Origin of the sequence: Rhizobium mulingense (assembly GCF_029194105.1) — a bacterium.
Classification (GTDB): domain Bacteria; phylum Pseudomonadota; class Alphaproteobacteria; order Rhizobiales; family Rhizobiaceae; genus Rhizobium; species Rhizobium mulingense.
The window spans coordinates 246234-258470 of sequence record NZ_JARFVE010000005.1 but is presented as its reverse complement, the minus strand read 5'-3'; the positions used below and the strand labels follow the sequence as shown (position 1 = coordinate 258470).

Sequence of the window (12237 nt, the reverse complement as noted above, 5' to 3'; positions counted from 1 at the left end):
TCTTTTACCCGAGATAATCACGCTTGCCGATCGGCGCACCCTGATTGCGAAGGATGGCGTGGGCGGTCGCCACGTGGAAATAGAAGTTCGGCAGCGCGAAGGTGGTGACATATTCGTCCCCCCGAAGCACGATGCCGCTGCTGCCGGGCAGGGTGATCTGGCGGTCTTCCACGCCTTCCAGCGCCTGCGCCGAAAATGTGGCGAGATAGGCTTCGGTCTTTGCCAGGCGCTCGCGCAACTCGTCGAACGTCTTTTCATTGTCTTCGAATTTCGGGGCGTCGGTGCCGGTCAGTCGAGCCAGGGTGAATTTGGCGCTGTCGCTGGCGCGCTGATACTGGCCGGAAAGCGGCAGCATGTCCGGCGCAAGGCGTGCAGCGACCAATATGGCGGGATCGACATTCTTTTCTCTCGCATAGGTTTCGGCCTTGTCGAGGTAGGTTTTCAGGCTGGCGAGGCCCCGCTGGAACATCGGAACGGTGAGGCGATAGATCGAAATGGACATCTGTCCTGTCTCCAAAATCTTCAAATAATCAGGCCGCAGCGAGAGATCGAAGGCGCCTGCGACGGTACACCTGCCTTCGACCCCTCATAGATGGAGGCTCCCTTGGGCTTCCGCAATGCAGCGAATGCAGGTGCCGGCATAAGGCCCCGTGGCATCGCGCGCCCGGTCCATCTCGTCGCCGCTAAAGAGGCTTGACGCCGTTCGCAGAAAATGGAATGAATATTCCGAAGAGCAAATTTTACGGTTTGTTTGTTCCGTTTTACGGGACGCCGCGGGAGAGGCGGCACGAGCGAATTGCGGCTTCAGGGCCAATGCCTGGGGCTCCGGCGTGAGGAGGGTGCAGCCGGGCACCGTTTGTGGAGGAAGTAAAATGAAAAAGTTTATCCTGGGCACTGCGATGGCGCTCGTCATGTCGGCGGCCGCTCACGCAGAAACCGTCGGCGTCTCGATGGCGAAGTTCGACGACAACTTTCTGACCGTTCTGCGCAACGGCATGACCGATTACGCCAAGACGCTGAGCGGTGTGACGCTGCAGGTCGAAGACGCACAGAACGACGTTTCCAAGCAGCAGAGCCAGATCCAGAATTTCATCGCCTCCAAGGTCGACGCAATCATCGTCAACCCTGTTGATACCGATGCGACGACGGCAATGTCGAAGCTCGCCGCCGATGCCGGCATTCCGCTGGTCTATGTCAACCGTCAGCCGGTCAATGTCGACACGCTGCCGGACAAGCAGGCCTTCGTCGCATCCAACGAGCAGGAATCCGGCACGCTGGAAACCAAGGAAATCTGCCGCATTCTCGGTGGCAAGGGCAAGGCCGTCGTCATCATGGGCGAACTTTCCAACCAGGCTGCGCGCATGCGCACCCAGGACGTCCATGACGTCATCAAGACCGATGAATGCAAGGGTATCGAGATCGTCGAAGAGCAGACGGCCAACTGGGACCGCACCCAGGGCGCCGACCTGATGACCAACTGGCTCTCCAGCGGCATCGAATTCGACGCCGTGATTTCCAACAACGACGAAATGGCGATCGGCGCCATCCAGGCGCTGAAGGCGGCCGGCAAGGATATGACCAAGGTCGTCGTCGGTGGTGTCGACGCCACGCAGGACGCGCTTGCCGCCATGCAGGCAGGTGATCTCGACGTGACCGTGTTCCAGGATGCCGCCGGCCAGGGTAAGGGCTCGCTCGATACGGCGCTTAAGATCGCCAAGGGCGAAAAGGTCGAGAAGAAGGTCTATATTCCCTTCCAGCTCGTCACCCCTGAAAATGTCAAGGACTTCGTCACCAAGAACTGAGGCGAACGCCAAACGGGATGCGGGCTTTTGTCCGCATCCTTTCGCCTGCCCGTATCCGGAGGAGATGATATGGCCGTCAGCCCGACAACCATGGCCGCCGTGCGCGCAAGCGGCGCAGTTCCGAATGCGGAATATCTGTTGAGCGCCGAGGGTGTTCGCAAGGAATTTCCAGGCGTCGTCGCACTCGACGACGTGCAGTTCCGGCTGAAGCGCGCCTCCGTGCATGCGCTGATGGGCGAAAACGGCGCCGGCAAATCGACATTGATGAAGATCCTGGCCGGCATCTACACGCCCGATAAAGGCGATATCCGCCTGAAAGGGATCGAAATCCAGCTGAAATCTCCGCTCGACGCGTTGGAGAACGGCATTGCCATGATCCATCAGGAACTGAACCTGATGCCGTTCATGACGGTCGCGGAAAATATCTGGATCCGCCGCGAACCGAAGAACCGCTTCGGCTTCGTCGATCACGGCGTGATGCATCGCATGACCGAAGAGCTGTTTGACCGGCTCAACATATCAATCGATCCCGATATCGAGGTCCGGTATCTCTCCGTCGCAAACCGCCAGATGGTCGAGATCGCCAAGGCGGTTTCCTATAATTCCGACGTGCTGATCATGGACGAGCCGACTTCGGCGCTGACGGAGCGCGAGGTCGAGCATCTTTTCCGCATTATCCGCGACCTCAGGGCGCAAGGCATCGGCATCGTCTACATCACCCACAAGATGAACGAGCTTTTCGAGATCGCCGACGAGTTTTCCGTCTTCCGCGACGGCCGCTATATCGGCACCCATGCCTCGACCGACGTCACCTGCGACGACATCATCCGCATGATGGTCGGGCGCGAGATCACCCAGATGTTCCCCAAGGAAGAGGTGCCGATCGGCGAGGTCGTGCTCTCCGTCAAGGATCTCTGCCTCAACGGCGTCTTCCGCAATGTCTCCTTCGAGGTTAGGGCCGGCGAGATTCTCGGGGTGGCGGGCCTCGTCGGCTCCGGGCGGTCGAATGTCGCCGAAACGCTGTTCGGCGTGACGCCGGCAAGCTCCGGCTCGATCGAGCTCTACGGCAAGCCGGTGACGATTTCTTCGCCGACCGAGGCCATCCGCAACCGGATGGCGTTCCTGACCGAGGACCGGAAGGACACTGGCTGTCTGCTGATCCTCGATATTCTCGAGAACATGCAGATCGCCGTTCTGCAGGACAGATATGTCAAGGGCGGCTTCGTGCAGCAGGGCGCAATCGAGGCGACCTGCGAAGACATGGCGAAAAAGCTGCGGGTGAAGACGCCCAATCTTTACGAGCGCGTGGAGAATCTTTCGGGCGGCAATCAGCAGAAGGTGCTGATCGGCCGCTGGCTGCTCACCAATCCGCGAATCCTCATTCTCGACGAGCCGACGCGCGGCATCGATGTCGGCGCCAAGGCGGAAATTCACCGGCTGGTCACCGAAATGGCGCGAAACGGCGTGGCAGTCATCATGATCTCGTCCGAGATGCCCGAGGTTCTCGGGATGAGCGACCGCATCATGGTCATGCATGAAGGACGCGTGACCGGTTTCCTCAATCGCGATGAAGCAACGCAGATCAAGGTGATGGAGCTGGCTGCGCAGTGATGCGCCGTCTGCAATCGCCCAAGGGAGGTTTGACATGAGTACCAAGGCAGCAGAGGGCGCGGCTCCGCTCGCAACCCGGCAACGGCGGCGGCGCTTACCGACCGAGCTCAGCATTTTCCTCGTGCTCGTCGGCATAGCACTCATCTATGAAGCGCTCGGCTGGATGTTCATCGGCCAAAGCTTTCTGATGAATTCGCAGCGTCTGACGATCATGATCCTGCAGGTCTCGGTCATCGGCATCATCGCCGTCGGCGTCACGCAGGTCATCATCACAGGCGGCATCGATCTTTCATCCGGCTCCGTCGTCGGCATGACGGCGATGATCGCGACAAGCTTCGCCCAGTCCTCCACCTGGGGACGGGCAGTCTTCCCCTCGCTGACCGATCTGCCGGCTGTGGTGCCGATCATGGTCGGCCTGCTGATCGGCGCGGCTGCGGGTCTGGCGAATGGCGCACTCATCGCCTATACGAAAATCCCGCCCTTCATCGCAACGCTCGGCATGTTCGTGTCGGCCCGCGGCGTGGCGAAGTGGTATACCAAGGGACAGCCGGTTTCCGGCATCACCGAGCAGTTTCACTTCATCGGCACCAAGGCCTGGCCGGTCGTCGTCTTCCTCGTCGTCGCGCTGATCTTCCATATTGCGCTACGCTACACACGCTACGGCAAGTTTACCTATGCCATCGGCGCCAACCCGCAGGCGGCACGCGTTTCGGGCATCAACATCGAGGCGCATCTCGTCAAGGTCTATGTGATCGCCGGATTGCTCGCCGGCCTTGCCGGCATCGTCACCGCGGCACGCGCCGAAACCGCGCAGGCCAGCATGGGCGTCGGATATGAGCTCGATGCGATTGCCGCGACCGTCATCGGCGGCACCTCGCTGACCGGCGGCGTCGGCCGCATCACCGGCACCGTCATCGGCACCATCATCCTCGGCGTCATGACATCGGGCTTCACCTTCCTCAGAATCGATGCCTATTACCAGGAGATCGTCAAAGGCTTCATCATCGTCGCGGCCGTTGTGATCGACGTCTACAGACAGAAGAAGCGCCGCAAGCACTGATCTCTGCCGGCATCATTCATGATTTTACGGGGGCTTCGGCCCCCGTTTACGTTTTCGCGCCGATGGTCGATTTTCAAAAAAAGAGATGGCGAATTCCGTCAGCTTTTCTATTCTGCCACTTCATTCGCCCGCCTGGGGCAGTGCAGGAAGACAGATGCAATTCGTATTTGACGGTCACAACGACGTTCTCCTTCGACTCTGGACACATTCAAAAGACGGCAGCGACCCTATCGCGGAATTTTCGGACGGCACAACGGTCGGCCATATCGATGCGCGCCGGGCGAAAGCGGGCGGTCTGTCCGGTGGTCTCTGCGCCATCTATATTCCCTCGGGCGATCTCGTCTTCGCCGATCCGGATGCCGACGGCCGTTATGTTACGCCGATGGCCGACCCGCTTGATCCGCTTCCGTCCCTTGCGATCGCCACTGAAATGGCGGCGATCGCGCTGCGGCTCGACCAGGCCGGCGCTTGGCGTCTCTGCCGCACGGTCAAGGACATCCGCGGCGCCATGGCGGAGGAGATGTTCGCCGCTGTCATGCATATGGAAGGCTGCGAGGCGATCAGCGCCGACCTTTCGGCGCTCGAAGTATTCTATGCAGCGGGACTGCGATCGCTTGGCCCGGTCTGGAGCCGGCACAACGTCTTCGGCCATGGCGTGCCCTTCGCTTTCCCCATGTCGCCGGATACGGCGCCCGGCCTCACTGAGGCCGGCTTCGCGCTGGTCAGGGAATGCAATCGCCTCGGCATCCTGATCGACCTTGCCCATATCACCGAGAAGGGTTTCTGGGACGTGGCGAAAACGACGGACCAGCCGCTGGTCGCCAGCCATTCCAACGCCCATGCACTGACGCCGGTGGCGCGCAACCTGACGGATAGGCAGCTCGATGCGATCCGCGAAAGCCGCGGGCTCGTCGGCATCAACTATGCCACCGCCATGCTGCGTCCCGACGGCCGCTCGGACAGCGACACACCGCTTGCCGATATGATCCGCCACATCGACTATCTGGTGAACCGCATCGGCATCGATTGCGTCGGTCTCGGATCGGACTTCGACGGCGCAACCATTCCGGAAGAAATCGGCGACGCGGCCGGCAATCAGAAGCTGATTGCTGCTCTCCGGGAGGTTGGATATGGTGAGGCCGATCTCACGAAACTTGCCCGTGAAAATTGGCTTCGTATTCTGGCGCAAGCTTGGCGGGAGGACCACGCCTAAAGTGCGGCACGGCTCTGGACGCACTGAAAACGGACAATAGTTTTAATGGGATATGACTTACAAAACGCTTCGTAATCAATCAAGAACAGGGGAACAGACCATGATGATCACCAAGCTCAGCCGCAATTTCCGCCTGCTTTCCGCCGGAGCCGCTCTTTCGCTCCTGATGATGACGGCACCTTCCGCCTTTGCCGAAGCGCCCAAAGACACGCTGGTCGAGGGTGTTGCCATCGACGACATCATCACCATGGATCCCGGCGAAGCGTTCGAGTTTTCGACCGCCGAAGTCACTTCCAACACCTATAGCCTCCTTGTTCGTCTCGATCTCAATGATACGTCCAAGGTGAAGGGCGATGTCGCCGAAAGCTGGAGCGTTTCGGATGACGGCCTTACCTATACGTTCAAGCTCAAACCAGGCCTCAAATTCGCATCCGGAAATCCTGTTACCGCCGAAGACGTTGCATGGTCGTTCGAGCGCGCCGTCAAGCTCGACAAAAGCCCCGCCTTCATCCTCACCCAGTTCGGCCTGACCGGCGACAACGTCACCGAAAAAGCCAAGGCGGCCGATGCCAATACGTTCGTCTTCACGGTCGACAAGGCCTACGCGCCGAGCTTCGTGCTCAACTGCCTGACGGCGACGGTCGCCTCCGTGGTCGATAAGAAGCTCGTGCTGGAGCATGTGAAGGCGATAACGCCGGATGCCGAGCACAAATACGACAATGATTTCGGCAATGAGTGGCTGAAGACTGGCTACGCCGGTTCCGGCGCCTTCAAGCTGCGCGAATGGCGGGCCAACGAAGTCGTCGTGCTGGAGCGCAACGACAATTATTACGGCGACAAGCCAAAGCTCAATCGTGTTATCTACCGCTATATGAAGGAAAGCTCGGCCCAGCGGCTGGCGCTCGAAGCAGGCGATATCGACATCGCCCGCAACCTCGAGCCCGGCGACATCGACGCCGTATCCAAGAACGCCGATCTGGCGACGACCAGTGCGCCGAAGGGCACGATCTACTACGTCAGCCTGAACAACAAGAATGAGAACCTGAAGAAGCCGGAAGTCCAGGAAGCCTTCAAATATCTGGTCGACTACGATGCGATCGGCGCGACGTTGATCAAGGGCATCGGCGAGATCCACCAGACCTTCCTGCCGGAGGGCCAGCTCGGCGCGCTCAACGAGAACCCCTACAAGCTCGATGTCGCCAAGGCCAAGGAACTGCTGGCCAAGGCCGGCGTCCCGGACGGATTCTCGGTGACGATGGACGTGCGCAACACCCAGCCGGTGACCGGCATTGCCGAATCGATGCAGCAGACGCTGGCGCAGGCCGGCGTAAAGCTGGAGATCATTCCCGGCGACGGCAAACAGACGCTGACCAAATATCGTGCCCGCACCCACGATATCTATATCGGCAATTGGGGTTCGGACTATTTCGATCCGAATTCCAATGCCGATACGTTCACCAGCAATCCCGACAATTCCGACGCCGGCACGGTGAAGACGCTCGCATGGCGCAATGCCTGGGAGTCGCCGGAGCTCGACAAGCAAGCCAAGGCGGCGCTGCTGGAACGTGACGGTGAGAAGCGTGCGGCCATGTACGAGGATATTCAAAGGAAGTTCCTCGCCGACAGCCCCTTCGTCATCATCTTCCAGCAGACCGAAGTGGCAGGCTACCGCAAGAATTTGAAGGACTTCAAACTGGGTCCGAGCTTCGATACCAATTTCGTCGGTCCGATCGCCAAGGAATGATCCGGCAGGATTGGTCGCTTGAGCACCATTGAAACAACACAGGTGGCGGCACGGCCCCGCAAGGGCGGTGCCAGCACGCTCGCCAAGGCGATCGGGCGGTTCCTGTTCGCCGCCGTCACCACCTATCTCGGCCTTTTGGCCGTCACCTTCTTTATCGGCCGCGTCGTGCCGATCGATCCGGTGCTCGCCATTCTCGGCGACCGCGCGCCCACCCATGTCGTTGAGCGTGTGCGCCGGGAAATGGGCTTTAATCTGCCGCTCCATGAGCAGTTTTACAACTATGTCAAAGGCGTGCTCTCCGGCGATTTCGGCAATTCGGTGCTGACGACCAACCCTGTGATGGTCGACATCCGCCGCGTCATGCCGGCGACGATCGAGCTTGCCACACTTGGAACGTTGATCGGCGCCTGCGTCGGCGTGCCGCTCGGCGTTCTCGCCGCCGTGCGTCGCGGCAGCATCGCCGACCAGGCGGTGCGCGTCATCGGCCTGATCGGCTACTCGGTGCCGATCTTCTGGCTGGCGCTGATCTCGCTCGTCATCTTCTATGCGCAGCTGCGCTGGGTGGCCTTTCCCGGCCGCATCGACATCGTCTTCGAATATACGTTCACGCCGATCACCGGCTTCTACCTCCTCGACAGCGCCTGGCAGGGGCAAGGGGACGTCTTCTACGACGTCTTCCGCCACATCATCCTGCCCGCCTCGCTGCTCGGCTATTTCTCGCTCGCCTATATCAGCCGCATGACTCGCAGCTTCATGCTGAACGAGCTGTCGCAAGAATATATCGTTGCCGCGCGCGCCAAGGGGCTTTCGGAAACGCGGGTGATCTGGGGCCATGCGCTGCGCAACGCCGCCGTGCCGCTCGTCACCGTCATCGCGCTTTCCTATGCCGGCCTGCTCGAAGGATCGGTGCTGACCGAGACCGTCTTCTCCTGGCCGGGCATCGGGCTCTACATCACCAACTCGCTGCAGAATGCCGATATGAACGCCGTGCTCGGCGGCACGATCGTCATCGGCACGGTTTTCATCGCCATTAATCTTCTGTCCGATCTTCTCTACCGGACGCTCGACCCGAGGACGCGAAACCGATGACGGCTCCCGCCAGCCCATCGCCGACGATGAGCCGCCGCGACTGGCTGCTGTCCGACCGGCCGCAATCGCGGATGCAGGCGCGCCTCGGCCGCGCCTATGTCACCTGGCGGCAGTTCACCGCAAACCGGCTTGCCGTCGTCGGCCTGCTGATTATCGTGGCGCTGCTTTTCATCGCTGCCTTCGCCAATATCATCGCCACACACAATCCCGTCGTCGGCGATCTGCGCAATGCCCGGCTGCTGCCGCCGGGAACGGGTGAATTCCTGCTCGGCACCGACGACCAGGGCCGTGATATCCTTTCGCGGCTGATCTACGGATCGCGTTTGACGCTGCTGGTTGTCATGCTCGTCGCCGTCATCTCGGCGCCGATCGGCCTGATCGTTGGCACCGTCTCCGGTTATGCCGGCGGCTGGGTGGATGCGACGCTGATGCGCATCACCGATATTTTCCTCGCCTTTCCGAAGCTGGTTCTGGCGCTCGCTTTCGTCGCCGCGCTCGGCCCCGGCATCCAGAACGCGATCATCGCCATCGCCATCACGTCCTGGCCGCCCTATGCCCGGATCGCGCGCGCCGAAACGCTGACGGTCCGGCGGTCCGACTATATCTCCGCGGTGAGGCTGATGGGCGCCTCGCCGCTGCGCATCATCGTGCGCCATGTGATGCCGCTCTGCATTTCCTCGCTGATCGTGCGCGTGACGCTCGATATGGCCGGCATCATCCTGACGGCCGCCGGCCTCGGCTTCCTGGGCTTGGGCGCGCAACCGCCGCTGCCGGAATGGGGCGCGATGATCGCTTCGGGCCGGCGCTTCATCCTCGATCAATGGTGGGTGGCAGCGATGCCCGGCATCGCCATCCTCATCGTCAGCCTCGGCTTCAATCTGCTCGGCGACGGCCTGCGCGACGCACTCGATCCGAAGGAGAGCGGCCGGTGACGACGCTTCTGACGGTCGACAGGCTCAAGGTCAGCTACCCCACGCGCACCGGCATGATCGAGGCCGTGCGCGACGTCTCCTTCACGCTCGGCAAGGAAAGGCTCGGCATCGTCGGCGAATCCGGCTCCGGCAAGTCGCAGACCGGCCGGGCGATCATGGGCCTGACGCCGAAACACGGCATCGTCGTGGCCGACAGGCTGGATTTCAGCGGTATCGATCTCCTCAAGGCCTCGGCCGGGCAACGGCGCAGGCTGCGCGGCAAACGCATCGCCATGATCCTTCAGGATCCGAAATATTCGCTCGATCCGGTGATGACGATCGGCCGGCAGATCTGCGAAACACTGCGCACACATGAAAAGGTCGGCAAGGCGGAGGCGCGCGAGCGCGCGCTAGCCATGCTGGAGGCCGTGCAGATCCGCGATCCGAAACGAGTCTTCGACCTGCATCCGCACGAAGTTTCGGGCGGCATGGGGCAGCGGGCGATGATCGCCATGATGCTGATCGCCGGGCCGGAGCTGCTGATTGCCGACGAGCCGACTTCGGCGCTCGACGTGACGGTGCAGCTCGATGTGCTCAGAATCATGGACAGGCTGGTATCGGAGCGCGGCATGGGATTGATCTTCATCTCCCATGATTTGAGACTGGTCTCCTCTTTCTGCGATCGGGTCATCGTCATGTATGCGGGAAAGATTGTCGAGGAGCTTGCGGCCGCCGATCTCAAACATGCGCAGCATCCCTATACGCAAGGACTGTTGAATTGCATGCCCGAGATCGGCGCGAACCGCCATCCGCTGCCGGTGCTCGACCGCAGGCCGGAGTGGGCGGCATGAGCGCTGCGCTCCACGTCGACAATCTCAGCGTCGTCTACGATCAATTTCACGCGCTGAAGGATGTCAGCATCGATGTCGAACGCGGTGAATCCTTCGGTCTCGTGGGCGAGTCCGGTTCGGGCAAATCCACCTTGTTGCGCGCCGTGGCCGGACTTGCGCCGATCAGCGGCGGCGCGATCCGCGTTGACGGCGAAGCATTGAAAGGCGCAAAGCGCAGCAAGGCCTTTTATCGGCGTGTGCAAATGGTCTTCCAGGATCCCTATGGTTCGTTGCATCCGCGTCAGACGATCGACCGGCTGCTGCTCGAACCGCTTGCGATCCACGGCATCGGGGACAACGACAGGCGCATCGCGCGGGCGCTCGACGAAGTCGGCCTCGGCAATGGCTTCCGTTTCCGCTACCCGCACCAGCTCTCCGGCGGCCAGCGGCAGCGTGTGGCGATCGCCCGGGCGCTGATCGTCGAACCGTCGATCCTGCTGCTCGACGAGCCTACATCGGCGCTCGACGCCTCGGTGCAGGCGGAGGTGCTGAACCTGCTCGAGCAGATCCGCCGCGACCGCAAACTCACCTTCATTATGGTGAGCCACGATCTCGGTGTGATCACCCATATGTGCGATAGGCTCGCCGTGATGCGCAATGGCGCCGTTGTCGAACGATTGAGCTCGCAAGCGCTGGCAAAGGGCGCGGTCCAGGAGGACTACACGAAAAATTTGATGATCGCGAGCAAAGGCTTCGTCAAAGCCTGAAAGGCAATCATTTCAAACTATTGAATAGAAACCAGCTGCGCTGCGGTTAAGGATAATGTTTCGTTAAAAGACGACCATTCAGCTAGACTATTGACAGCTGCCCCGCTTCTGTCATGATCCCGTTAACGATTGTTAGCTTTCGTGATCGATGGAGGTCAAGGCATGTTCTTTCTCGGTGGGATGACCATGGGCTACCTCGATCCTCCCGCCAGAGCCGAACGCAAGGAACAGGTGACGGTCTCCATGCCTGCGGAAAACGACCGGCGCCTGATCGAGGCCTCCAACCCGCCCCAGAACGAGGCCGCCGTCGAGCGCTCGTTGATCTGGGCATGGCGCACGCTCCTCTAAGAGCTGGGTGAATTTTCTCTTCCGCTCCCTCTGGATGGAAATTTATCTCTACCTACCTGATAGGGAATACGAAATATAACAGCGAGCCGCACAACCGGCCGCACGAGAAACAACGGAGGCGACATATGGCAGAACTGGGTATTTCGCATACTCACGTGAACCACTATGGTTCCGTACCGACCAAGAAGCCGCACGCCATGCGTCACAGGCTTCAGACGGTGCTCCATGGGACAATCTTCACCGCGGCATTCCTGTTCGTGGTAGCCATGGTCTTCGGCGTCGTTGGATAGTCGGCATAACAAGCCTCGGCAGGCGCCGGGGCTGCGGCTGCCGCCTTTATTGAATGCCGGACACTGTCTCGGCGTTTCAAGCCCCTTGATCATCCCTCTCCCCTTATCACGCGTTCGAAAAGAGCGCCGTCTCACGCACTCATGCGGCGCATTTTTGCTCCCGTTAATGCATGTCTCCCGGAAGTGTGCAGCGGTTCCGGGAGACATGCATTAAAACAAAGAGCTAAAGCGCGTTGCGTGAATTAAATTTGATGCGACGCGCTTTAGGTCTGGCCGGGTTCAAGTCGACGCACGCCCCGGTCGGACACCGTAAGCAGGCGAACAAGTCGCGCCGAAGATCCGGAAAATTCTTCCTCTGCGCCTGCCTCGCCGCAACCGGGCGCCGGCATGCTCGCCATCCCCCGCCGCGCAAGCGCAGCAGTCAGGCGGCGCATGCCTCTTGACTTGAATTGTCCCGATGGTGTCCAACTTTTCGACATGGTTTTGCGAAGAGTGTATTGATCGCCCTCTGTCCTGGACCAGGGCTGCGCCGGGTTGCATCGCTTGCCAGACGTCATTCACTCCGGCTTCAT

At 60.6% G+C, this 12237-nt stretch carries 12 protein-coding genes; 11 read left to right on the top strand and 1 reads right to left on the bottom strand.

The window, feature by feature from the left end:
• Positions 1–4: 4 nt before the first annotated feature.
• Entirely contained in the window at positions 5–502 is a 498-nt protein-coding gene (locus tag PYR71_RS13830; RefSeq protein WP_275619767.1) for a DUF1993 domain-containing protein, read from the bottom strand.
• A 370-nt stretch (positions 503–872) separates the two neighbouring features.
• Between PYR71_RS13830 and PYR71_RS13825 the strand changes: the two genes are divergently transcribed.
• The 11 genes from PYR71_RS13825 to PYR71_RS13775 all read left to right on the top strand — a co-directional run bounded on the left by PYR71_RS13825 (position 873) and on the right by PYR71_RS13775 (position 11665).
• Positions 873–1802: a sugar ABC transporter substrate-binding protein gene (locus tag PYR71_RS13825; RefSeq protein ID WP_275619766.1), complete on the top strand. Its 930-nt coding sequence runs from the start codon at positions 873–875 to the stop codon at positions 1800–1802.
• A gap of 69 nt (positions 1803–1871) precedes the next feature.
• A complete protein-coding gene (locus tag PYR71_RS13820) occupies positions 1872–3413 on the top strand; it encodes a sugar ABC transporter ATP-binding protein (protein ID WP_275619765.1) in 1542 nt (513 codons plus the stop codon).
• A gap of 34 nt (positions 3414–3447) precedes the next feature.
• Positions 3448–4473: an ABC transporter permease gene (locus PYR71_RS13815; RefSeq protein WP_097580528.1), complete on the top strand. Its 1026-nt coding sequence runs from the start codon at positions 3448–3450 to the stop codon at positions 4471–4473.
• 154 nt (positions 4474–4627) lie between these two features.
• Positions 4628–5686, top strand: a complete 1059-nt coding sequence (locus PYR71_RS13810; protein WP_275619764.1) for a dipeptidase — start codon at positions 4628–4630, stop codon at positions 5684–5686.
• A gap of 100 nt (positions 5687–5786) precedes the next feature.
• The gene (locus PYR71_RS13805; RefSeq protein ID WP_275619763.1) at positions 5787–7430 is read left to right on the top strand and encodes an ABC transporter substrate-binding protein; all 1644 of its coding nucleotides are present in this window, start codon (positions 5787–5789) and stop codon (positions 7428–7430) included.
• Positions 7431–7448: 18 nt separating this feature from the next.
• Complete coding sequence (locus PYR71_RS13800) at positions 7449–8519, top strand: ABC transporter permease (protein WP_275619762.1); 1071 nt, start codon at positions 7449–7451, stop codon at positions 8517–8519.
• Complete coding sequence (locus PYR71_RS13795; protein WP_275619761.1) at positions 8516–9451, top strand: ABC transporter permease; 936 nt, start codon at positions 8516–8518, stop codon at positions 9449–9451. Before PYR71_RS13800 ends, PYR71_RS13795 begins: the two co-directional genes overlap by 4 nt.
• Positions 9448–10281, top strand: coding sequence for an ABC transporter ATP-binding protein (locus PYR71_RS13790; RefSeq protein ID WP_275619760.1), 834 nt, complete (start codon positions 9448–9450; stop codon positions 10279–10281). The genes PYR71_RS13795 and PYR71_RS13790 overlap by 4 nt, the downstream gene beginning before the upstream one ends.
• Positions 10278–11027 (top strand): ABC transporter ATP-binding protein, encoded by a 750-nt coding sequence (locus PYR71_RS13785; protein WP_183917494.1) that lies wholly within the window; start codon positions 10278–10280, stop codon positions 11025–11027. Before PYR71_RS13790 ends, PYR71_RS13785 begins: the two co-directional genes overlap by 4 nt.
• A 162-nt stretch (positions 11028–11189) precedes the next feature.
• Positions 11190–11375 carry a hypothetical protein gene (locus tag PYR71_RS13780; protein ID WP_275619759.1) on the top strand — a complete coding sequence of 62 codons (186 nt, stop codon included), beginning with the start codon at positions 11190–11192 and terminating at the stop codon, positions 11373–11375.
• 125 nt (positions 11376–11500) lie between these two features.
• Complete coding sequence (locus tag PYR71_RS13775; protein WP_183917498.1) at positions 11501–11665, top strand: hypothetical protein; 165 nt, start codon at positions 11501–11503, stop codon at positions 11663–11665.
• The last annotated feature ends 572 nt before the right edge of the window (positions 11666–12237 follow it).